Source organism: Pantoea sp. SGAir0180 (genome assembly GCF_043546245.1).
In genome coordinates, this window is the sequence record NZ_CP028071.1 from 3,446,653 (window position 1) to 3,469,580 (window position 22,928).

A 22,928-nucleotide genomic window follows, 5' to 3' on the forward strand; every position below is an offset into this window, starting at 1 on the left:
CATCACAATTATGATGAATTGTTATGCAACACATTTTGACAAATGTGATCAAAAGCTATTTTCTATCTCTCTGTTACAGGCACGCTACGCTAACTAAAACAGGCGGCCTGAGTACATTACTGCCCAACCTTTGGGATTGATTTCCAAACAGCACGCAAACGATTGTCTTGCGTATGAAAACCAGTGGTCAAATATAATGAAATTTAAAACGTTAGTTGCAGGTGCCCTGCTGGCAGGCTCCCTGAACGGTGCAGTGCAGGCTGCAGAAAACGATCCCCAGTACCTTTCCGACTGGTGGCATCAGAGCGTCAACGTGGTGGGCAGTTACCACACCCGCTTCGGGCCCCAGTTCAATAACGATGTCTATCTGGAATACGAAGCGTTCGCCAAAAAAGACTGGTTTGATTTTTACGGCTACGTTGACCTGCCAAACTTCTTTGGCGTAGGTAACAACAACGCCAACGGTATTTTCGACCACGGTTCACCGCTGTTCATGGAAATCGAACCGCGTTTCTCTATTGATAAACTGACCGGCACCAGCCTGGCTTTCGGTCCGTTTAAAGAGTGGTATTTTGCCAACAACTATATCTACGATATGGGCCGTAACAGCGCAAACCGCCAGAACACCTGGTACATGGGCCTGGGCACCGACATCGATACGCACAGCGATATCGGTCTGTCACTGAACGTCTATGCCAAGTACCAGTGGGAAAACTACGGTGCTGCGAACGAAGACAGCTGGGACGGCTATCGCTTTAAGGTGAAGTATTTCGTGCCAATCACCACACTGTGGGGTGGTAACCTGGGCTATGTAGGCTTTACCAACTTCGACTGGGGCTCAGACTTGCGTGATAAGACCGGGCCGATCCGTACCAGTAATTCCATCGCCTCCAGTCATATCCTGTCACTGGGCTACGAGCACTGGCACTTCTCTGCTGTGGCGCGTTACTTCCATAACGGCGGTCAGTGGGGAAACGGTCAGGAGTTAGGTTTTGGCAACAGCGCGTCTGAAATTAAATCAACGGGCTGGGGTTACTATCTGGTGGCTGGCTATAACTTCTGATCAGTTTGTTGCAAGACAGGCACGGTAATTGACGGCGGCCTTCCCCCTGGGAAGGCCGCTGTTGTATGCGCCATCCAACGCCGTTGAACGGCATCACCGACAAATTACTCGTCTGATTTAACAACGTTAATGCGCCACGGAATATTGAATTTATCAATAAACATGGCGAAGCCATCAGACCAGAAAGTTTTTTGCCACGGTGTGGTGACTTTCCCGCCTGCCGACAGCTTTTCAAACCAGGCTTTACCCTGTTCTGCATCCGTGGTCGCCAGACTGACGGCATAGCCTGCGTGCTCTGACGCCGGTGGCTGGTCAGGATTGCCGTCACTCATCATCAGTTCGCCCTGCCCGATACGCAGATGCGCATGCATAATTTTTTCAGGTGGCAACGGGGGTGCAGACTGGTCGCCAATCTGTTCACCCTGCTCCGGCATATCACCAAACGTCATTTTTTGCAGCAGCTGTCCACCTGTTGCCTGCAAATAGAATTCCATCGCCTCTTCACAGCGACCATAGAGAAACAAATAAGGACATACTTGCATTATTACCTCGATACAGGTGAGTAGAAACTTCCTTATAAAGAAGTAATAAGTGTAGACGACAGCGCAGATAAGAGGATTCATAACGGCGCAAAGAATCTCCTTTCAGAGGATTTACCCAATCGCCTGAGACGTCGCCCCCGTTTTTTTTCAATTAAATCAATGACTAGTACGCTAATAATGTTTTACGTGTTAATAACCATATTATCTCACAGGCAATAGTCACTTTTATTTACTACTGCAAGGATTATAATTAACCATTAAATTACAATGCCTTAAAATAAATAATAAATGAACTGTTCAGACAAATGCTGACAACCGTATTTTCCTGCTTTGCACTTCCTCGTTGACTCAACCTATTACTGGACCTGAAAACCATACCGCCGGCGTTAAAGCATGAAATAACCGAAGCGGCAAGCGAAACGTCAACCTGATAATAGTGAATCAGTTGGTTCATTATTTCGCTTATGTTTTATGCACTTAATTCTGTGCTTATTTCGGTGCGTTCCAGCTAAATATTTAGCCCCAGGATGCCGATATATCTGTCCATAATCCCCCCTGTTCAGGACTGTGTTATGTCGTTAAAAAAATCATCACTGTTGGTGTTGTCTTTTCTGTTAATTCTTTTTCTTATCAGTATTTCCGTCAGCATCTGGTTACTGGCCCGCAGCAACGCGTCACTTAATGCCGTGAATAAAGAAATTCGTGTGGTGCTGTCGGTGATTGACCCCATCAACCACAGTCGTACCTTACGCGTCCGTCTGATGGAGTACATGAAAGAGACGGAGAATGGTGGCCCGCAGGGCGCCGCTTCACTGGACAGCGTAAAAAGCGTTGCCGCTAAAGCCGATGCCGCTTTCCAGGCTTATCTGAACGCGCCACGTATTCCGGGAGAAGAAGCGGAAGCAGAACGCTATCGTCAGGCTTACCTGGCCTACCGCGATCAGGGCATTCAGCCTTTAATCGCAGCGGCCGAGGCCGGGGACCAGCAGCGCTTTAAAAACCAGATCGCAAACGTCGTGCGCCTGGATCGCCAGTATGAAATTGTCCTGGACAAGGTGCTGGCACAACATGAAGCCTTTGCGAAGAAGCTCAATACGGATGCCCAGAGCAACTTTTCCTCTGGGATCCTGTTGTTAGTCGTATTTGGTGTGCTGTTTCTTGCCATTATCGTGGCCATACTGGTCTTTGTCAGACGCTATATTTTATCGCCGCTTGATCACGCCAAAGCCCACTGCAGCCAGATTGCCGCAGGAATTCTGGACAAACCGGTGCCGGTCAACACCGGTTCAAAGAGCGAGATTCAGCAGTTAATGACCTCTATGGAAAGCATGCGTACCGCGCTGACCGGCATTATTACCCGCGTCCGCCAGGCAACCCAGGCGGTCTCTTTCGCCTCGCAGGAAATTGCCAGCGGCAACGTTGACCTGGCCTCGCGCACGGAACAGCAGGCCGCAGCCCTGACCGAAACGGCCGCCAGTATGGAGCAGCTGGGCGCGACCGTGAAACAGAATACAGACAATGTCTTTGAAGCCTGCCGTCTGGCCAGCGAAGCCGTGAAGAATGCGGAGAGCGGCGAACACGTGTCCCAGCAGGTCATCGTTTCCATGTCAAAAATTAACGAGAGTTCGAAAAAAATCGAAGACATCACCAACGTCATTAACGGCATAGCGTTCCAGACCAATATTCTGGCGTTGAACGCGGCCGTTGAAGCCGCGCGAGCCGGTGAGCAAGGTCGCGGATTTGCCGTGGTAGCGGGCGAAGTACGCAATCTCGCCCAGCGCAGTGCGGTGGCGGCAAAAGAAATTGAAGGACTGATTGCAGAATCGGTGGCGACAATCCGGGTCGGCTCCGATCAGGTCAGCCAGACCGGTGAAGCGATGAATGCGATTATTGCCTCGGTCGGCCGGGTCAACGTTCTGATGGATCACATTTCGACGGCCTCCAATGAGCAGCATCATGGTATCAGCCAGATTGAAAAGGCGGTGACCGAAATGGACAGCGTGACCCAGCAAAACGCCGCACTGGTGCAGGAATCGGCCGCCGCGGCCGCGTCGCTGGAGGAGCAGGCGCAGTACCTGACACATTCCGTGTCGGCGTTCCGTCTGGCTGACGCCTAATCGCCTGCCCACCCCGGAAAAAAAGCGGGGCGGGCAGGGAAGTCTGTCAGGTGATATCTCCACCTGACAGGCTGTTATCGCATCTGACTTGACCTTATTTCTCTCTGCACCGCGTCAGAACGCTGACCGCCCATCCGATCCAGCCATAACTGGACTCTGCCCTGTTAAAAATTCACCACTATTCCTATCGGCAAGAATCAGAGAATTGATTATTCTGCTGCTTCCTGCTCGCGAACGGGCACCTGTTTCAAAGCGATTATTGCCTGTAGTGAGAATGGCCATCATCCTTACATGAGGTTTACTCTAAATGACACCAGCCTTGACTTCAGGGATGGCACCGACGTCTGCCTCGTCGACTGCCCATACCAGCTTAGCCGGGCGCATTGACGCGCTGCCCTCTTCTGGCGGTTTGTGGCGATTCATCTCGCTACTGGCGTTAGGCGGCTTTTTTGAACTCTACGATCTGTTTGAAACCGGCTATATCAGCACAGGGTTACTGGCCGCCGGCATTTTCCATGCGGGCAGCGCCGGTATTCTGGGCATTACCGATCAGGCCGCATTTGCGTCGGCGACCTTTCTGGGCTTATTTGTGGGGGCCAGTTTGCTTACGCCTTTTGCCGATCGGTTTGGCCGTCGGCTGACCTTTATCTGTGCGTTAGCCTGGTACGGATTTTTCTCGTTACTGATGGCGTTTCAGCACAGCGCAGAGATGGTGATTCTGTGTCGCTTTTTGGTCGGTATTGGGTTGGGCGTGGAGCTGGTAACCATCGACACCTACCTGAGCGAATGGGTGCCCACGCATCTGCGTAACCGGGCGTTTGCCTTCTCCTTTTTTATTCAGTTTTTATCGGTGCCAACAGTGGCGCTCATGTCATGGTGGCTGATGCCGCAACATATTCTGGGCCTGGAGGGCTGGCGTTGGGTGGTCATCGCGGGCGCTGTCTGCTCGCTGATTATCTGGCTGGTGCGTAAAAACCTGCCGGAATCCGCCCGCTGGCTGGCCCAGCAGGGACGGCATGAAGACGCCCATGCCGTGATGTCGGCCATGGAAAAACGCTGCGGCATCGTGCCCGGCCAACACCTGACGCACTCACAGCCTGCGGCAGCCTCTGACACGAAAAGCCGCTTCCGCGACATCTGGGCTCCGCGCTACCGTAACCGCACCCTGATGCTGGTGATAATGAACTTCTTCCAGGCGATTGGCTTCTACGGCTTTGGTAACTGGCTGCCTGCGCTGCTGTCCGGGCAGGGTACGTCCATTACCCATAGCCTGCTGTATGCCTTTTTTATCACGCTGGCCTATCCCATCGGCTCGTTGATTTGTGGCAGCTTTACCAGCCAGCTTGAGAATAAATGGCAAATCGTCCTTTCTTCGCTGATGACAGTGGTGTTTGGAACGCTGTTTGCCCTGCAGACTCAGCCGGTGTTGCTGGTGATATGTGGATTTTTGATCACCTTCTCTAATGCCTGGCTGACCTGCAGTTATCATGCTTACCAGACCGAGATTTTCCCGACCGCTATCCGCGCCCGAGCAGTAGGTTTTTGCTACTCCTTTAGTCGGTTATCGACCGCCTTTAGCAGTCTTCTGATCGGCGTGATTTTGCAGCACACCGGTACGCATGGCGTCATCGCCTTTATTGTATTGAGCATGCTGATGGTGATGCTGTCGGTGGGCGTTTTTGGTCCTAAGACGCGCGGTGTGACGCTGGAAAATATTTGATCGTGCAGCCTTCCCCGGTGGGGGAAGGCTGCAACGTACGTGTTACTTGCCTTCTAACACCTTGATATCTGAGCTGCCCTGACGATCTTTCACATCCTTGCGCAGGTCAGCCACCTGCTTCGCGGTGACCGTTCCCGGTACGTTATTGCCCCAGCTGTGACGGATGAAGTTCACCACGTCCGCGACCTGTTGATCGTTCAGACGCCAGCCAAAGGCAGGCATGGTAATCGTTGACGGCGCGCCCTTCACCCCACGCAGCTCGCCTCCGACCAGCACAATGTGAATCAGCGAGGTCGGATCGTCCGCCATCACCACCGGGTTGCCGCGCAGCGCGGGATAAAAGCGTGTATAACCGCTGCCGTCCGTTTTATGGCAGGCCGCACAGCTGTCGACATAGGCCGCAGCGCCTGTCTGGCTGTCATCGCCTTTCCATAAGGCCTTCGCGGTCGCGTCATCCACGCTAAAAGCCACCTGATGCGGATCTTTCGCACCCAGCGACTTCAGGTAACGGGCAATCGCCGTGATGTCGTCATCCGTCAGGTGCTGCAGGCTGTGATCAACCACATCCACCATGCCGCCAAAGGCTGAGGTGTGATCGTTACGGCCATAGCGCAGGAACTGGCGCAGGTCATCCTCACTCCAGCGGCCCAGGCCGTCACGGTTGTCCCCGCGCAGGTTGCTGGCGGTCCAGCCATCAATCGGCGCACTGCTGCCCGCCAGATAATCGTTACTGTCGGCGTTGGTTAACGCTTTCTCCTGCATGGTCACGCTACGCGGCGTATGGCAGGCACCGCAGTGACCCAGCCCTTCTACCAGATAACGGCCTCGCGCCAGCGTCGGATCCTCCTGCGCGGCAGGCTGGAACGCTTTTACATCCGGTGCGAACAGGTTGCGCCAGATCGCCAGCGGCCAGCGCATCGACAGAGGCCAGGGGATATCGCTCGCTTTGTTGGCCTGACTGACAGGGGCGACGCCATGCATGAAGTAGGCATACAGCGCCTTCATGTCCTCATCGCTGACCACCGCATAAGAGGGATAAGGCATGGCGGGATAGAGCGTATCGCCATTTTTCGCAATACCGTGCCGCACGGCTTTCTGAAAGTCATCGTAGCTGTAATCACCAATCCCGGTCGATTTATCCGGCGTGATGTTCGTTGAGTAGATCGTGCCAATCGGCGTGGCCATCGGCAAGCCACCTGCGAAGGGCTTGCCGCCTTCACTGCTGTGGCAGGCGACACAGTCGCCCGCGCGGGCCAGATACTCGCCGCGTTTTATCAGATCGCTAGTGCTCTCATCGGCCAGGGCAACAAAGGAAATACCGCCCAGAATCAGGGCTAAAATGCCGTTTTTCATCGCCATCATCCTTATGCCTGCACCAGAGGGCCTGGGTTTTTCAGATACTGCTCGCGAATCGCTTTCGCTGACCAGTAAGTCAATGCCGCCACCATGCCGGTGGGGTTATAGCCGAGTCCCTGAGGAAACGCCGATGCGCCAGGCACAAAGACGTTAGGCACATCCCAGCTTTGCAGATAGCGGTTAACCGCGCTGGTTTTAGGATCCTCACCCATAATCGCCCCGCCGCTGATGTGGGTGGTCTGGTAGACGGTGGTGTCGAAATGTGTGCCGGGTTTTTTAGCCCCGCCAATGATCATTTTCGGGTTCATGGCTTCGGCGATTTTATGCATTTTCCCCACCATAAACTGCGCCATCTTGATGTCATTTTCCTGCCAGTCAAACGTCATACGCAGCAGTGGCTGACCGTAGGCGTCTTTATAATTCGGGTCCAGATCCAGATAGTTCACGCGGTAAGACTGGTGCGCACCATGGGCATCCATAGAAAGGTGATGCGTGTACGTATCGGCAACGGCGGCCTTCCACTGGCTACCCCAGTTAGGTGTTCCCGGCGGGGTGGGCAGACCCGAGATGGGTTTGGTGCCCGCCTGATTGACCCAGAATGGCGATCCACCGACAAAACCGTGCGGCCCGTGGTCAAAGTTATCGGCGTTGAAATCATCCACGCCGACACCGGCACCGCCTGCGCCAATAAACGGGTTGGTGGTGGTGTTTTTATCGAACAGCGCTTTCAGCGTCGACAGGTTCTGGTAGGCAAAGTTGCGTCCGACCGTGCCTTCGTTAGTGATCGGGTTGTAAGGCTGGCCAATGCCGGACAGCAGCATTAAGTGGACATTGTGGAACTGGAAGGCTGACAGGATGACCAGATCTGCCGGTTGCACATGTTCACGCCCCTGCGCGTCTACATAGGTGACGCCGGTAGCGCGTTTCTTATCGTCCGTGAGGTTGACGCGCAGCACATAAGCATTATTGCGCAGCTCAAACTTTGGCTCCTGACGCAGCGCAGGCAGGATATTCACATTGGGTGAGGCCTTGGAATACATATAGCAGGCGTAACCGCTGCAGTAGCCGCAGAAGTTGCACGGTCCCATCTGCGCGCCATAGGTGTTGGTATAAGGACCTGAGGTATTCGCCGAGGGCAGATCGTAAGGATGATAGCCTACTGACTCGGCGGCCTGGGCAAACAGCTGTGCTGACCAGGTGCGCTTTTGCGCGGGCAACGGAAAGTTGTCAGAGCGATCGGGCGCAAACGGGTTACCGCCTTTGTCTTTGCCGACAACCTTACCCTGAATACTCCAGGCACTACCGGAGGTGCCAAACACTTTTTCTGCTTTATCAAAAAATGGCTCCAGCTCCTGATAGTCCACGCCGAAATCCTGAATGGTCATCCCTTCAGGAATAAACTTTTTACCGTAGCGCGCCTCATAGTGGCTGCGAAGTTTTAGCTCAACCGGATCGACCCGAAAATGTACACCTGACCAGTGCAGTCCTGCGCCACCGGTGCCGGTGCCCGGCAGGAAAGCTGCTAACTGGCGATACGGCACGGCAGTCTGTGACGCATCATGACGGATAGTGACGGTGCTTTTGGACAGATCCTGGAACAGCTTTTTTCGGATGTTATAGGTCAGTTCATCAATCGACTGTGGATAGGATCCATCGGGATAGGTATCACGATGCGGACCGCGTTCCAGTGCCAGCACATTCAGACCGGCCTCGGTCAGCTCTTTGGCCATAATGGCCCCTGCCCAGCCAAAGCCGACAATCACGGCATCCACTTTCTTTAATTCATTTGCCATGCTCAGCTTCTCTCTCCACGAATCGACACTGACGGGAACGGATACCGTTCACCGCGCTCTACCCAGTCCATAAAATCGGCGCGGGCGCCAGGGAAGTTGATGAGCTTCCAGCCCACCATGCCCTGATTGCCACCGTGGATCGGATCGCTAAAGAAGCCTTCACGGGTGTTTTGCAGGAGGTAAGAGAAAAACACGTTGGCGGGGAGCTGGCTGAAATGGGCCTTGCCGCTCTCCATCGCCTGAAGCGCCGCATCCTGCTGTTCAGCGCTCAGTTGGGCAAAGACCTTACCGTACTGCTGCCGGCTATACTGGTCGGCATCGGCCAGGCCGAGACGGTAAATCTGCTGCGGTACCAGCGGCAACTGATAGCCCATTTCTTTGGGGAGATCCGGGTTAAAGGGGCCCTGCATATACCAGTTGGCCCCGGTGGCATAAGGCGTATTCATCTGGCGATCGATAAACTCCGGCACGCCCGCTTCCAGCGCGCCCGGACCGCGTTCATCGGCGGGGATCAGCCGCGCCACGGCAGCGTTGATAAACGCAAATTCCTCGGCAGTAAACCAACTGGGTTGATAGTCTCGGGCGACCTGGCTTTCGGCAGGCGTTGCGGCCTGTGCCTGAGCGGGTGCAGAAAAGGCACCCAATGCGCTGCTGCCTACCGCCACTGCGGGCGCCAGGGTGATGGTCTTCAGCAAAAAATCCCTGCGTGAATGACCCTTTTTCTGGTCTGACATGACATTGCCTCATCACCGCATCAACTGCGGTACGAAAAAGAGAAGTGAATGCGCGTTGTAGTGGTTTTTATTTGCGGATTTCGGGTACAACAAGCTGTTACCGGTAACAGTGGCGCTAAGTGTAACACCATTACCGACAAATACTTAGTTTAAGGAAACAAAAAAGCACAATTTCATTAACATATAAGTTGTCAATGTCATGTTCAGAAACAACAGGCTACAGACAGATGGCCGTTAAGACGTTATAAAAGCGATTACACAACAGCGGAGTACCTATGTTTAAGTCTTTCTTTCCACGACCTGGGCCGTTTTTCAGTTCGGCGGCCATCTGGAGTTTACTGGCGATTTTTGCCTGGTTTGGCTTTGCCAGCGATTTACCGGCCCATTTCTGGCCTGCGTTTCAGGCCGCCATCAGGCAGCCCCTGCCCACGACGGTGATGCGCTTTATTGCGCCGGGTGAGTTATGGTTCTATGGCTATTACTGGCTGATGGTTGCCCTGTTCGCTCTTGCGTGGCGCATCATTGATAACCATCCCTGGCAGCGCTGGTCGGTCTGGGGCTCCGCGCTGATTATTTTTGTGACCTGGTTTGGCGTCCAGGTTGGCGTGGCCGTCAATGCCTGGTATGGCCCGTTCTACGATTTAATTCAAAAAGCGCTGACGAAAGCCGGTTCGGTACAGATTGCCGAATTTTATGCTCAGGTTATCGCCTTCCTGGGTATCGCGTTGATTGCGGTGGTCATTGGCGTGATGAATGCTTTTTTCATCAGCCACTGGGTATTCCGCTGGCGCACTGCGATGAATAATTACTATATGCATCACTGGCAGCGCCTGCGCCACGTTGAAGGCGCGGCACAGCGTGTGCAGGAAGATACCATGCGCTTTGCTACCACGCTGGAAGGCTGGGGCGTGAGTTTCATTCAGGCCATTATGACCCTGGTGGCGTTTTTACCCGTTCTGGTGGCGCTTTCACATCATGTAAAAAGTATCCCGATTCTGGGCAGCATCCCCTATGCGCTGGTGATCGCGGCGGTGTTGTGGTCACTCTTTGGTACGGCGCTGCTGGCGCTGGTGGGCATTAAGCTTCCCGGCCTGGAGTTCCGTAACCAGCGCGTCGAAGCGGCTTACCGTAAAGAGCTGGTTTACGGCGAAGATCACGCCGATCGCGCCACGCCGCCGACCGTAAAAGTGCTGTTCCACAATGTGCGGATTAACTATTTCCGTCTCTATTTTCACTATCTTTACTTCAATATCAGCCGCATCCTTTATCTGCAGGTGGATAACGTGTTCGGGCTGTTCCTGTTGTTCCCGTCTATTGTGGCCGGTGCCATTACGCTGGGCCTGCTGAACCAGATCACCAACGTGTTTGACCAGGTTCGGGGATCGTTCCAGTACCTCATTACCTCGTGGTCCACCCTGGTCGAGTTAATGTCGATCTATAAACGTCTGCGCAGTTTTGAACAGATTCTGGACGATGTGCCGCACGATGAAATGATGCACGACGCTTCAGAAGAGGTGTCATAACCTTTCTGGTCGCCTGGGGTAGTTGCCGCAGGCGACCAGCGGTCGATTCCGCATTGTCTCCCCCACTTTCCTTTTCCTTCTCCTGCCATTCATTGCGCATGATGCCGCGGTGTTGTCCGTTCAGGACGACATCCGCGCCCGGGTTATCGCCGGTACGCGCAGCATTGAGGGATGATGGCGCGCATACAAGGGGCTTTTCTGGCAAAGGCTGAACGGTTAAGCGAACGATCTGTTGGTCAAAGAGACAGGCCGGATGGGGCAGAATGATGCAGGAAAGCGGAGTAGAGGCGGTAAAGTGACAGGTTCTGTTGCGCTAAAAACGGAGCCAGGACGCCATCAGGCGTCCTGTCAGCACAGACGTTCAAGGCTTATTTATACAGCTCAGCCGTCATGTGCACACCGTTGTTGGTGTTCGCTTCGGTGATCTTATAGGAAGCACCAGCATCCTGCGCCTGAGCAGCAATTTTCGCTTCTGCGCTGTCCAGTGTTGAGCCGGTCGCCGTCACAGTTTGTGCAAAAGCCGCAGCAGGCAGAATAGTCAGGGCGATTAAAGCAGCAAAAGTTTTGATAGTTTTCATGGTCAATTCCTCGGTCTTTTTCGTTTAGATAAGGCTACATGCCTTGTGTGAAAGCATAATAGGAGGAATATCGCACAAGAAAAAGCAGAGGGTTTTGCTCATATCATTCAATAAAACTGAAAATGAAAAGCACGTTTAGCGCTGTTTAAACACGAAAGGTTAAATGACTACACCTTGCATAGCAGGCAGTATTAATGACTACCTGTGCGCCTGACGACTTTCGCCCAGCGCTATGCTGTTATGTCACAAGACGGCAAAGACAGGCGTTACGCCGTGATGCTCTGAGACGAGTCAGGCCGTGATGGGATGTTGGCTGAGGGTACGCAATTGGGCAGCAGAAGAGACGACTAGGACGGGAAAGCCTCTTAGCGATCATGCCGTACCAGACGGCATGATCACGGTTCGCACCCTGCGCGCGCGAAGAGCGTGATCACGCCGAATGGCACAACACCATCCGGTGGCAGGCCGGTCAAAACTTAGCGGAACACGCTGATCGCTTCCACCAGACGGTTAGCCTGATGGGTCATACGGCCCGACGCTTCTGCGCTTTCCTGAACGCGGGCGGCGTTTTGATGGGTAATATCGTCCAGATCTTCTACCGCCGTGCTGACTTCACTGAGCGCGGTCGCCTGTTCCGCCGTGGCCGCGCTGATTTGGGCAACGAGCGAAGTGACGTTCTGCACCTGCTGCACAATATCCTGCATGGTATGTCCCGCAGCACCGGCGTGCTCGTTGCCTGAACTGACCCGGCTGGCGCTGGTTTCCACCAGTGCTTTAATCTCGCTGGCGGCTTTTGCGCTGCGCTGTGCAAGGCTGCGTACTTCGCCAGCCACAACGGCGAAGCCTTTACCCTGCTCACCCGCGCGTGCCGCCTCAACGGCGGCGTTCAGCGCCAGAATATTGGTCTGGAACGCGATGCTGTCGATTACGCTGGTGATGCTGGCAATGCGTTCTGAGCTGTCGGCGATATCCGCCATCATACTCATCATCTCTTTCATCACCTCGCCACCTTTGCTTGCCGCATCGCTGGTATTGACGGAGAGCGAATTCACCTCCTGGGCCGTTTGCGTATTACTCTTCACGGTGGCGGTCATTTCGTTCATGGTCGCGGCCGTTTGCTGCACGTTCGCTGCGGCCTGTTCGGTCCGGCGGCTCAGTTCATTGTTACTGCGGGCAATGGCGTCACTGGCGCTCAGCACGTTAATCGCCTGGCCACTCACATCGTCCACCAGCCAGCGGAACATCAGCCCTAGCTGTCCAATGGCGCGCAACGTCAGCCCCACCTCGTCAATGCGGTCCATCTGCTCCACCTGGTGACTGGCCCCGGTGGCCACGCGCAGTGCCTGTTTGCACATGCGCTCAACAGGACGGGAAATTTGCTGCTCCAGCCACAGGCTGGCAAGCAGCAACAGAACGGCCATGCCGCCCGCAAATCCGCTCAACGCCAGCGGTGCCATTCCCAGCGCCCAGACGCCTGCGACGGACAGCGGCAGTAAAGCCAGCAGCGCCGTACGGATGCGCCAGCGCAGTGGCAGCGTTTTTAAGATCGAGCCGAGGCGGCGCCAGCCGCTGCGGACAATTAATCCTTTGTGAAAACGGCGGCCTTGCGCGCGACCTTCACGAAAATCACGGTAGAGCGCTTCACTGGCTTTCACGTCCTGTGCGGATGGCTTCGTCCGCACCGACATATAACCCTGCACCTGACCATTACGCACCACCGGAATCGCGTTCGCCCGCACCCAGTAGTGATCCCCGTTTTTGCGGCGGTTTTTCACCAGCGCTGTCCAGGGTTCGCCCTGTTTTAACGTCGCCCACATATCGGCAAAAGCTTCGGGTGGCATATCCGGGTGACGCACCATATTGTGCGGCTGCCCTTTGACCTCATCAGATGAAAAGCCACTGGCTTCAACGAATGCATCATTGGCATAGGTGATATAGCTGTTGAGATCGGTCGTTGTCATCAGTGTGGCATGATCGTCATACACATATTCACGCTGAGAAACAGGTTGGTTGTTGCGCATAGGAGTCCTTGATAGTACCAGTCAGACTTGCACCAGAAGCATGGATGAAAGCACGTGAAAGGTAAGCTTTACCTTTTTTTATGTTTTCGGCAGTGGCGCATTTACACTTTAGTGCTACGCGTTAATTTATTGCATTAAAAAAGCCGATCAGTAGCGGCTTCGTTTACTCACGGGTATTTTTAACCCATTACATTTTAACGATTTACTTTAACGCAACTGATTAGCGCGCAGCACCATCCCACCCGCGCCCGGCGCGTGACATCCGCAGTGAGACTAACGTCTTACCGTACCGCTTGACGGGTTAATAGCGCATTCCTTATGGATTCAGCTTAAATCGACATCCCGTAAGCCAAACCACCACGTCAGTACAAAGCCACTGACCCAGGCCACGATCAAACCGCCCAGGTACACGGCCATGCCAGCAAAAATGCCCTGATGCGAGGTCATTAACGGAAGCGTGACCAGACCCGAAGGACCAAACACCGTATTCATGCCGACCGGCAGCCCCAGCCAGGCCACCAGACCGATAAAAAATCCGCCCACTGCCCCGCCGCCGCAGGCCGTAATAAAGGGTCTGAGCCGCGGTAGCGTGACGCCATAAATCAGCGGTTCACCCACGCCCAGCAAGCCGGGCACGATGGCGCCTTTTATCTGGGTGCGCAACAACGCGCCTTTTTCCGCTTTACACCAGAGCGCCAGTGCGGCCCCCACCTGACCGGCACCGGCCATAGCCAGAACAGGGAACAGTGAATTAAATCCCTGGGTTTCCATCAGCGCAAAATAGACCGGAGTAAACCCCTGATGAATGCCAAACATCACGGCGATCAAAAACAGCCCAGCCAGCAGGGCGCAGCCGAAGGGGTTGTTATTGAGGTGGATAAACAACCACGACATTCCCTTAAACAGCTCGCCGCCGAGCGGCATGATGAGCAGATAAGTCAGCGCGCCCGTGATTAATAAGGTTAACAGGGCGGTAAGAATTATATCCAGGTTATCCGGGATGACCTTGCGCAACTGCCTTTCCAGCCAGCCACCAAACATCGCGGCCAGCAGCACACCGATAATGTTGCCACGCGGATCGATAGCCAGACCAAAAAAGCTGTCCATACCGCTGTAATAGCCGACCTTCGCATCGGGCACATAGCCCAGAAGAAACAGCGAGGCGATAATGGCCCCGTTTACGCCGGTGCCACCAAAGGCTTTTTGCGCGTTATAGCCAATCAGGATGCTGAGAAAGGTGAATAACCCTTTACTGAACACTTTCATATAGGCCACGGTCTGCAGTAAGCCTGCAGGATGTGCGCCCGGCATGCTGAGGTGCAGGCTTTGCTCAATCAGCGTGGCGAATCCCAGCAGTAAACCTGCGGCGATAAAGCCGGGGATGAGCGGTGTGAAAAGGGTGGCGAAACGTGCCAGAAACTGATGCACTGCGCGGGTCTGTCTGGCCTTTATCTGCTGTTTTTGTTGCGCAGCCACCTGTTGCAGATTCGGTGCCCCTGTGAAAGCAGCAAATGCATCCGTTCCGCCGCCGTTTGCGCCTTGCCGGGACCGAGCACGATCTGCAGTTGATCGTCACCCTTGATGACACCCAGCACGCCAGGCAAACCTTTCAGCCGGGCGATGTCAGCCTGATTCTGCTTCAGCGTCAGGCGTAAACGGGTCATACAATGGCCGCAAACGGCAATATTGTCTGCGCCGCCTGCTGCCTGCACGATAGCGTGCAGAAGTGCATCGGTCACGTCCGCCATCAGCGTGCTCCCGCAGCCTGTAGCGCCCGACGAATAAAGCCCTGATGTTGGGTCAGCAACGTTTTTGCCTCATCAGCACTCAGTTCCGCCAGCACCATGAGAATGGCGGTTTTGCAGTGCCCGCCGCAGGCCGCCAGGGCGGCACTGGCGCAGGCTTCGTCACAATCAGTAGCCTGCATCACAATATTGACCTGGCGCTGTACCAGCTTCTGGTTCGTGGCTTCAACGTCCACCATCAGATTGCCGAAGACTTTGCCTGTACGAATCATCGCGCCGGTCGTCAGCATATTCAGGACCAGCTTCTGTGCGGTCCCCGCCTTCATGCGTGATGACCCCGTCACCACTTCAGGCCCGACCACGGGCGTCAGGGCAATATCGGCGACGTCAGCCATTTTGCTGTGCGGATTACAGGTCAGCGCAACCGTCATCGCCCCACATTGCCGGGCGTAATCGAGCGCGCCCAGAACATAAGGCGTGCGTCCACTGGCAGCGATGCCCACCAGCACGTCCTGCTGGCTGAAGTGGATGTCTTTCAGATCCTGCGCGCCTTGCGCCACATTATCTTCAGCGTTTTCCACCGCCTGCAAAATGGCCTGATGGCCCCCGGCAATCAGGCCAGTCACCTGCTCACGCGGTGTGCCAAAAGTTGGTGGGCATTCACTTGCATCCAGGATCCCCAGGCGGCCGGAGGTGCCCGCGCCCACGTATATCAGTCGCCCACCGGCCTGAAAGGCGGCACAGATAATATCCACAGCGCGGGCGATAGCCGGCACAATAGCCTCAACGGCCAGCGCGACTTTTTTATCTTCATCATTAATGACGCGAAGCATCGCTTCCGTGCTCATTTCGTCAATATTCAGGCTGGCCGGATTGCGCCCTTCCGTGACCATCTGACTGAGATCAATTTTCACGCTTGTTCTCCACAGGAATAATTTATTCTGGATATTTTTAACACAGCGAATGAAAAATTCATCCTTTCCAGCTGTTTTATTGTGGCGCCGTGAGCGGTGCAGCCAGACAGAATAAAAAAAAGGCCCAACCATCGTTGAGCCTTTGATTTGCTAATCCGCATTAAGGCGCGGTTTGCGTCCGTAACTGCAATTCATACGCTTTCGCCTGCTCTGCATCGAACTGGTTTTCCCAGCGGGCAATCACCAGCACCGCCAGGGCGTTACCCACGACATTCAGCGCGGTACGGGCCATATCCATGATGCGGTCAACGCCAGCAATAAACGCCAGTCCTTCCAGCGGAATACCGACGCTGCCAAGCGTCGCCAGCAGGACGACAAACGAAACGCCTGGCACGCCTGCAATCCCTTTAGAGGTCACCATCAGCGTCAGCACCAGGATGATTTCATCAGTCAGTGACAGGTCGATACCGTACAGCTGCGCGATGAAAATCGCGGCGATACTTTGGTATAACGTTGAACCATCCAGGTTAAACGAGTAGCCGGTGGGCACGACGAAGCTGGTGATGGCTTTTGGTGCACCGTAAGCTTCCATCTTCTCCATGATGCGTGGCAGCACGGTTTCAGAACTGGAGGTCGAGTAGGACAGGATCAGCTCGTCTTTTAAAATGCGCATCAGCGTAGTAATGCGCAGTTTGCAGAAGCGTGCTACCGCCCCCAGCACCACAAACGCAAAGAACAGGATAGCGACATAGACCAGCAACACCAGCTTCGCGAGTGGCCACAGCGAGGCAAAACCAAAGTTAGCAATCGTCACGGCGATCAAAGCAAACACGCCCACTGGCGCGTAGCGCATGATCATATGCGTCACTTTAAACATGGTTTCAGACACGCCGCGGAACAGGTTGACCAGCGGATCGCGCTGTTCGGAGGGCAGGGCCGACAGCCCCAGACCAAACAGGACCGAGAAGAAAATAATCGGCAGCATTTCACCCTTCGCCATCGCGGCAAAGATGTTCTGCGGGATCAAAGAAAGGATGGTCGCAACCAGACTGTGCGTCCCTTCCTGTACCTGCGCCGTCGTGGCTTCATATTTAGAGATGTCCACCGTTGCCAGCGTAGACATATCAATGCCAGTGCCGGGCTTAAACACATTTGCCAGGGTAATCCCGACCACAATGGCAACGGTGGTAATCACTTCAAAGTACACAATGGTTTTGAGACCAATACGACCCAGCTTTTTCGCATCACCAACACCGGCTATACCGACAATCAGGGATGAAATCACGATAGGCACGACAATCATCTTTATCAGGTGAATAAAGATATCGCCCGCCGGGCTGAGAATATTATTGACTAACCATTCACGATCATCTGGCTGATTATGCAATACGGCACCCACGATGATGCCGAGCACCAGTGCTATCAGAATCTGCCACGCAAGGCTGATTTTAAAACCTTTCATAACGCGTAATTTCCTCAGTCAAAACCCGTTTCTCTCTACTGCGAAGGTGCAGAAGACAATACACACAGGGAAGTGAGCAAAAAGCCCGGTAAAGTAGAGGGTGTTTTAGACAGCGTCCCGCATTGCGATGCGATGATTTCTAAACCCATTTCAGACGCGGTCTGAGTTGATACCTGATTATCAGGGGCGAGATAAGTACCATTTTCGCTGCAGTAAATGCAACCCTTGGTGGCTTCGATTAAAACTTAACCATCTCTTAAGCATAAAATGCTGATACGGTTATTTATTCCTAACCTGCTGTTATGAAAAGTAAACTTTCGATAAGTTTTCGCATAGCTATTCAGATTGTGGGCAAACACTACGCGGTTCGTTCGCTGCTTTTTTAAACAGCGCAAGACACAAAATGTTGCAATCTAAATCCCTATCCTTTGCATGGCGTTAGCGCGTTTTTCATTCTTTTGCGACGTTTTTATGTCAACAAGGTTAACGCGTGATCTATGGCGCAAAAAAGAAACAAATCTTATTGCTCTGCTTCACTTAACTATTGATTGACATATGATTAACATCTTCAAGGAGAATCGCCATGAGCCAAAATCATAACTATCCTGTTCCAGAAAATATCGCAGCAACCGCGCTGATTACGGCCGAACAGTATCAGGCGATGTACCAGCAGTCTGTTACCGATCCAGAAACCTTCTGGGGGGAACAAGGTAAAATCCTCGACTGGATAAAACCTTACAGCAAAGTCAAAAACACCTCATTTGCGCCAGGCAATATTTCAATTCGTTGGTATGAAGACGGCACGCTCAATCTGGCCGCCAACTGCCTGGATCGCCATCTGGCTACCCGGGGCGATCATCCCGCCATTATCTGGGAAGGCGACGATGCCAGTGAAAGCAAAACCCTGACCTTCCGTCAGCTGCATGCTGATGTATGCCGCTTTGCCAATGTGCTGGAACTGCTTGGCGTCAAAAAAGGCGACGTCGTGGCGATTTATATGCCCATGGTGCCCGAGGCCGCCGTCGCGATGCTGGCCTGTGCTCGCATCGGGGCGGTGCACTCCGTCATTTTCGGCGGCTTCTCACCGGAAGCCGTCGCGGGCCGGGTGATCGACTCCAGCGCATCATTGATTGTGACAGCCGACGAAGGCGTACGTGCGGGCCGCACGATTCCACTGAAGAAAAATGTGGATGATGCATTAAAAAATCCCAATGTGAACAGCGTGAAAAACGTGGTGGTCTTTCAACGTACCGGCAAAGATGTCGGCTGGGTTGAAGGACGCGATCGGCACTGGCATGAGCTGATGCAGAACGCCAGCACCAACCACTCTGCCGCCGAAATGCAGGCCGAAGATCCACTGTTTATTCTCTACACCTCCGGTTCAACCGGTAAGCCTAAAGGCGTACTGCATACCACGGGTGGCTATCTGGTTTACGCCGCCACGACCTTTAAATTTGTCTTTGATTATCATCAGGATGACGTTTACTGGTGTACGGCGGACGTGGGCTGGGTCACCGGCCACAGCTATCTGCTCTATGGTCCCCTGGCCTGTGGGGCCACGACGCTGATGTTTGAAGGCGTGCCAAACTGGCCGACGCCAGCGCGCATGGGCCAGGTGATTGATAAGCATAAGGTGACCCTGTTGTATACCGCGCCTACCGCTATCCGCGCGCTGATGGCGGAAGGGGATAAAGCGATTGAGGGCACCGACCGTAGCAGCCTGCGTATCATGGGTTCAGTGGGCGAGCCCATTAACCCGGAAGCCTGGGAGTGGTATCACAAAAAAATCGGCAACAGCCGGTGTCCGATTGTCGATACCTGGTGGCAGACAGAGACCGGCGGTTTCATGATTACGCCGTTGCCGGGTGCCACCGTGCTGAAACCCGGCTCGGCGACCACACCGTTCTTCGGCGTCCAGCCTGCCCTGGTGGATAACGAAGGCAATCCTCAGGACGGCGCCTGTGAAGGTAATCTGGTGATCACGGATTCCTGGCCAGGTCAGGCGCGTACGCTGTTTGGCGATCATGAACGTTTCGAGCAGACCTACTTTTCGACCTTTAAAAATGCCTATTTCAGCGGCGATGGCGCGCGACGTGATGAGGACGGCTACTACTGGATTACTGGCCGTGTGGATGACGTACTGAACGTGTCTGGGCACCGCCTGGGCACCGCCGAGATCGAATCCGCGCTGGTGTCGCATCCGAAAATTGCCGAAGCGGCCGTGGTAGGTATTCCGCACAGCATTAAGGGCCAGGCTATTTATGCCTATATCACCCTGAATCACGGGGAAGAGCCCTCACCGGAGCTTTATACCGAGGTCCGTAACTGGGTGCGTAAAGAGATTGGCCCGATTGCCACGCCTGATGTACTGCACTGGACGGATTCGCTGCCAAAAACCCGTTCCGGCAAAATCATGCGCCGTATTCTGCGCAAGATTGCCGCAGGCGATACCAGTAATTTAGGCGATACCTCCACGCTGGCCGATCCTGGCGTCGTTGAGAAACTGCTTGAAGAGAAACAATCCATCACCCTGCCGTAATACCACGCCGGCGGAAAGCATCAGGCTTTCCGCCACCGCTTCCCTACGTAGTGTGTTTCTGTAGTCACAAAAAATATAACGCATTCACGCCGTTGCGTGAGGTCCACGCCTGCAAGCTTCTGGAGATAATGTGATGAACGATGCCCTGCCCGAACAGGAAAGAATCTACCAACAAATTGAAAAAAATCCGCGCTTTCAGGAGTTGGTCCATAAGCGCCAGTCCTTTGCCCTGCTGCTGTCGCTAATCATGCTGGTGCTCTATGTCGGCTTTATTCTGCTGATTGCGTTTGCTCCCGGCTGGTTAGGTACGCCGCTGCATGCCGGTACCAACGTGACGCGCGGTATTCCGATTGGCGTGGGCCTGATCGTTATCTCCTTTTTACTGACCGGCGTGTATGTCTGGCGCGCCAATGGCGAGTTTGATCGCCTGACAAAGGCTATCCTCCGCGAGGTAAAACCATGATGCGTCTTATGCTGTGGATGCTGGCCGCCCTCCTGCCCTTTTCCGCCCTGGCCACCGATGCGATTACCGGGGCGGTACAGAAGCAGGCCGTTAATTATCAGGCCATTGTGATGTTTGTCATTTTTGTCGGTGCGACGCTGAGTATTACTTACTGGGCGTCAAAGCGAACCCGCTCGCGTAGCGATTATTATACGGCGGGCGGAAATATTACCGGCTTCCAGAATGGGCTGGCGATGGCCGGTGACTTTATGTCTGCCGCCTCCTTTCTGGGGATTTCTGCGCTGGTTTATACCTCGGGTTATGACGGCTTAATCTATTCGCTCGGTTTTCTGGTCGGCTGGCCGATGATCCTGTTCCTGATTGCTGAACGTCTGCGTAACCTGGGCCGGTATACCTTTGCCGATGTTGCCTCTTACCGCCTCAAACAAAAGCCCATTCGCACCCTGTCCGCCTGCGGCTCACTGGTGGTGGTTGCGCTTTACCTGATTGCGCAGATGGTCGGTGCCGGTAAGCTGATTCAGTTACTGTTTGGTCTGAACTATCATATCGCCGTCATTCTGGTGGGCATTTTGATGGTGCTGTACGTGCTGTTTGGCGGGATGCTGGCGACGACCTGGGTCCAGATCATCAAAGCCGTTCTGCTGCTGTTCGGTGCCTCATTTATGGCGATTATGGTGATGAAAAGTACCGGCTTCAGCTTTAATACGTTGTTCACTGAGGCGATGGCAGTGCATCCGAAAGGGGCGGCCATTATGCAGCCTGGCGGGCTGGTTAAAGACCCGATATCTGCCCTGTCGCTGGGGCTGGGGCTGATGTTTGGAACGGCGGGCTTACCGCATATCCTGATGCGTTTCTTTACCGTCGCCGATGCGAAAGAGGCGCGTAAAAGCGTTTTCTGGGCCACCGGCTTTATGGGTTACTTCTATTTCCTGACCTTTATCATCGGATTCGGTGCCATTTTACTGGTCGGAGCTAACCCGGCCTTTAAAGATGCTTCGGGTGCGCTGATCGGCGGCACCAACATGGCGGCAGTGCATCTGGCTAACGCCGTGGGCGGCAGTACCTTCCTGGGCTTTATTTCCGCCGTCGCTTTCGCCACGATTCTGGCGGTGGTGGCGGGCCTGACCCTGGCTGGCGCGTCGGCGGTGTCGCATGATTTGTACGCCAGCGTTTACCGTAAAGGCCAGGCCAGCGAGCGCGACGAACTGCGGGTATCGAAAATTACGGTGCTGGTGCTTGGCGCAGTAGCCATCGCGCTGGGCATTCTGTTTGAGAAGCAGAACATCGCGTTTATGGTGGGACTGGCCTTCTCGATCGCGGCCAGCTGTAACTTCCCGATTATCCTGCTGTCCATGTACTGGTCAAAGCTCACCACACGAGGTGCTATGGTGGGCGGCTGGCTGGGGCTGATCACGGCAGTGGTGCTGATGATCCTGGGCCCCACGGTCTGGGTACAGGTGCTGGGACATGCTTCCCCCATTTACCCTTATGAATATCCGGCGCTGTTCTCCATTGCCATCGCCTTTATTGGCACCTGGCTGTTTTCCATTACCGACCATTCACCGCAGGGCGCAGAAGAACGCTCCCGTTTCCGGGCACAGTTTATTCGTTCCCAGACGGGTTCAGGTATTGAGCAGGGTAAAGCACACTAATCTGTAGTGCCTGCAATAAAAAAAGGGCAGCCACCGCCAGGTCGCTGCCCTTTTTCTCAGACCGCTGTCAGAAACGCAGTGACGCGCCGACGTACGGACCGTCGACCAGTACGTTATCTTTACGGCCACCTTTGTTATTCAGCTCGATATACTGATAACCGACGCGCAGGTTAAGCAGAGAAACAGGCGTGAAGCTCACACCACCGCTTGCCTCCTGGTAGCTGTCCAGGTGGTCAGTCAGGCCTTCTGGTGCGTAATAGTACTGACCGAATAAGCCCCACATGCTATTGATGTTGTACTGCGCGCTGCCGCCCAGCGCCACCGCAAATCCGTCTTTCCCGTCTTCAGGATGGGTAAAAATCGCCTTTGCGGTTGGCGCCAGGCGCAAATCGCCAACATCAACGTTGTAACCCAGTCCTGCACCGTAGGTGCTTCCGTCATGATCGCTACGTAACCAGTTGCCATTCAGGAACAGGCCCGGTGACGTGGTGCCCAGTCCGAGATTGAGATTCGTACTGTGCTCGCCCACATCCACGCTGCCTTCGATAGCCTGCGCAGCGCCGCTCAGCAACATAACGCTCAGCGCGCTTCCTGTGACAAGTTGTTTAAACATGATTCTACTCCATGAGGGGTCCAATAATTCCGCCTCAAGGGTAGCAGTCTGAAACGAGGTGACAACTTTATTTGGAAAGCTTTACGTAAAAAG

Annotated in this window: 16 protein-coding genes and 1 pseudogene; 7 read left to right on the plus strand and 10 right to left on the minus strand. The window is 54.2% G+C overall.

All coding sequences use genetic code 11. The features are described 5' to 3' along the window. The first annotated feature begins 196 nt into the window (after positions 1–196). Positions 197–1,063, plus strand: coding sequence for a nucleoside-specific channel-forming protein Tsx (locus tag C1N58_RS16220; protein WP_394564340.1), 867 nt, complete (start codon positions 197–199; stop codon positions 1,061–1,063). Between the two features lie 104 nt (positions 1,064–1,167). On the opposite strand, the gene yjdN is transcribed toward C1N58_RS16220, so the two are convergent. After that, positions 1,168–1,605: a VOC family metalloprotein YjdN gene (yjdN, locus tag C1N58_RS16225; protein WP_039339045.1), complete on the minus strand. Its 438-nt coding sequence runs from the start codon at positions 1,603–1,605 to the stop codon at positions 1,168–1,170. 572 nt (positions 1,606–2,177) lie between these two features. Here yjdN and C1N58_RS16230 point away from each other — a divergent pair. Together C1N58_RS16230 and C1N58_RS16235 are read left to right on the plus strand one after the other, a co-directional pair. Next, entirely contained in the window at positions 2,178–3,722 is a 1,545-nt protein-coding gene (locus C1N58_RS16230) for a methyl-accepting chemotaxis protein (protein WP_033739011.1), read from the plus strand. A 307-nt stretch (positions 3,723–4,029) separates the two neighbouring features. Then, positions 4,030–5,442, plus strand: a complete 1,413-nt coding sequence (locus tag C1N58_RS16235; RefSeq protein ID WP_394564341.1) for an MFS transporter — start codon at positions 4,030–4,032, stop codon at positions 5,440–5,442. A gap of 42 nt (positions 5,443–5,484) precedes the next feature. On the opposite strand, the gene C1N58_RS16240 is transcribed toward C1N58_RS16235, so the two are convergent. Genes C1N58_RS16240 through C1N58_RS16250 form a run of 3 tightly spaced genes read right to left on the minus strand, consistent with a single transcriptional unit; the run spans position 5,485 to position 9,325 of the window. Beyond that, positions 5,485–6,795, minus strand: coding sequence for a c-type cytochrome (locus tag C1N58_RS16240; RefSeq protein ID WP_058702402.1), 1,311 nt, complete (start codon positions 6,793–6,795; stop codon positions 5,485–5,487). 11 nt (positions 6,796–6,806) lie between these two features. Beyond that, complete coding sequence (locus tag C1N58_RS16245) at positions 6,807–8,591, minus strand: GMC family oxidoreductase (protein WP_006121596.1); 1,785 nt, start codon at positions 8,589–8,591, stop codon at positions 6,807–6,809. Positions 8,592–8,593: 2 nt separating this feature from the next. After that, positions 8,594–9,325: a gluconate 2-dehydrogenase subunit 3 family protein gene (locus tag C1N58_RS16250; RefSeq protein ID WP_054634656.1), complete on the minus strand. Its 732-nt coding sequence runs from the start codon at positions 9,323–9,325 to the stop codon at positions 8,594–8,596. Positions 9,326–9,600: 275 nt separating this feature from the next. On the opposite strand from C1N58_RS16250, the gene sbmA reads away from it, so the two are divergent. After that, entirely contained in the window at positions 9,601–10,848 is a 1,248-nt protein-coding gene (gene sbmA / locus C1N58_RS16255; RefSeq protein ID WP_033739005.1) for a peptide antibiotic transporter SbmA, read from the plus strand. Positions 10,849–11,216: 368 nt separating this feature from the next. On the opposite strand, the gene C1N58_RS16260 is transcribed toward sbmA, so the two are convergent. The 5 genes and pseudogenes from C1N58_RS16260 to gltP form a co-directional block, all read right to left on the minus strand. Next, positions 11,217–11,426, minus strand: coding sequence for a YdgH/BhsA/McbA family protein (locus C1N58_RS16260; RefSeq protein ID WP_006121592.1), 210 nt, complete (start codon positions 11,424–11,426; stop codon positions 11,217–11,219). Between the two features lie 476 nt (positions 11,427–11,902). Next, positions 11,903–13,447, minus strand: a complete 1,545-nt coding sequence (locus C1N58_RS16265; protein WP_133745486.1) for a methyl-accepting chemotaxis protein — start codon at positions 13,445–13,447, stop codon at positions 11,903–11,905. A gap of 324 nt (positions 13,448–13,771) precedes the next feature. Continuing rightward, positions 13,772–15,195 (minus strand): annotated as a pseudogene (murP, locus tag C1N58_RS16270) (PTS N-acetylmuramic acid transporter subunit IIBC). Then, a complete protein-coding gene (murQ, locus tag C1N58_RS16275; protein WP_282498367.1) occupies positions 15,195–16,106 on the minus strand; it encodes an N-acetylmuramic acid 6-phosphate etherase in 912 nt (303 codons plus the stop codon). Before murQ ends, murP begins: the two are co-directional and overlap by 1 nt. Positions 16,107–16,266: 160 nt before the next feature. Beyond that, positions 16,267–17,568 (minus strand): glutamate/aspartate:proton symporter GltP, encoded by a 1,302-nt coding sequence (gene gltP / locus C1N58_RS16280; protein ID WP_006121589.1) that lies wholly within the window; start codon positions 17,566–17,568, stop codon positions 16,267–16,269. A 583-nt stretch (positions 17,569–18,151) separates the two neighbouring features. Here gltP and acs point away from each other — a divergent pair. The 3 genes from acs to C1N58_RS16295 all read left to right on the plus strand — a co-directional run bounded on the left by acs (position 18,152) and on the right by C1N58_RS16295 (position 22,222). Beyond that, positions 18,152–20,107, plus strand: a complete 1,956-nt coding sequence (gene acs / locus C1N58_RS16285) for an acetate--CoA ligase (RefSeq protein ID WP_110268077.1) — start codon at positions 18,152–18,154, stop codon at positions 20,105–20,107. Between the two features lie 133 nt (positions 20,108–20,240). Next, on the plus strand, positions 20,241–20,570 hold the full coding sequence (locus C1N58_RS16290) for a DUF485 domain-containing protein (protein ID WP_006121586.1): 330 nt from the start codon (positions 20,241–20,243) through the stop codon (positions 20,568–20,570). After that, on the plus strand, positions 20,567–22,222 hold the full coding sequence (locus C1N58_RS16295; RefSeq protein WP_394550096.1) for a cation acetate symporter: 1,656 nt from the start codon (positions 20,567–20,569) through the stop codon (positions 22,220–22,222). Before C1N58_RS16290 ends, C1N58_RS16295 begins: the two co-directional genes overlap by 4 nt. A 67-nt stretch (positions 22,223–22,289) precedes the next feature. On the opposite strand, the gene C1N58_RS16300 is transcribed toward C1N58_RS16295, so the two are convergent. Then, complete coding sequence (locus tag C1N58_RS16300; protein WP_006121584.1) at positions 22,290–22,835, minus strand: YfaZ family outer membrane protein; 546 nt, start codon at positions 22,833–22,835, stop codon at positions 22,290–22,292. Between the last annotated feature and the right edge of the window lie 93 nt (positions 22,836–22,928).

Excerpts from the sequence above, each read along its gene's own strand:
- C1N58_RS16260 (WP_006121592.1), bottom strand. The coding sequence starts at position 11,426 with ATGAAAACTATCAAAACTTTTGCTGCTTTAATCGCCCTGACTATTCTG.
- C1N58_RS16300 (WP_006121584.1), bottom strand. The coding sequence starts at position 22,835 with ATGTTTAAACAACTTGTCACAGGAAGCGCGCTGAGCGTTATGTTGCTG.
- C1N58_RS16290 (WP_006121586.1), top strand. The coding sequence starts at position 20,241 with ATGAACGATGCCCTGCCCGAACAGGAAAGAATCTACCAACAAATTGAA.
- sbmA (WP_033739005.1), top strand. The coding sequence starts at position 9,601 with ATGTTTAAGTCTTTCTTTCCACGACCTGGGCCGTTTTTCAGTTCGGCG.
- gltP (WP_006121589.1), bottom strand. The coding sequence starts at position 17,568 with ATGAAAGGTTTTAAAATCAGCCTTGCGTGGCAGATTCTGATAGCACTG.
- C1N58_RS16265 (WP_133745486.1), bottom strand. The coding sequence starts at position 13,447 with ATGCGCAACAACCAACCTGTTTCTCAGCGTGAATATGTGTATGACGAT.
- yjdN (WP_039339045.1), bottom strand. The coding sequence starts at position 1,605 with ATGCAAGTATGTCCTTATTTGTTTCTCTATGGTCGCTGTGAAGAGGCG.
- C1N58_RS16220 (WP_394564340.1), top strand. The coding sequence starts at position 197 with ATGAAATTTAAAACGTTAGTTGCAGGTGCCCTGCTGGCAGGCTCCCTG.
- C1N58_RS16250 (WP_054634656.1), bottom strand. The coding sequence starts at position 9,325 with ATGTCAGACCAGAAAAAGGGTCATTCACGCAGGGATTTTTTGCTGAAG.
- C1N58_RS16235 (WP_394564341.1), top strand. The coding sequence starts at position 4,030 with ATGACACCAGCCTTGACTTCAGGGATGGCACCGACGTCTGCCTCGTCG.
- acs (WP_110268077.1), top strand. The coding sequence starts at position 18,152 with ATGAGCCAAAATCATAACTATCCTGTTCCAGAAAATATCGCAGCAACC.
- C1N58_RS16245 (WP_006121596.1), bottom strand. The coding sequence starts at position 8,591 with ATGGCAAATGAATTAAAGAAAGTGGATGCCGTGATTGTCGGCTTTGGC.
- C1N58_RS16240 (WP_058702402.1), bottom strand. The coding sequence starts at position 6,795 with ATGAAAAACGGCATTTTAGCCCTGATTCTGGGCGGTATTTCCTTTGTT.
- C1N58_RS16295 (WP_394550096.1), top strand. The coding sequence starts at position 20,567 with ATGATGCGTCTTATGCTGTGGATGCTGGCCGCCCTCCTGCCCTTTTCC.
- C1N58_RS16230 (WP_033739011.1), top strand. The coding sequence starts at position 2,178 with ATGTCGTTAAAAAAATCATCACTGTTGGTGTTGTCTTTTCTGTTAATT.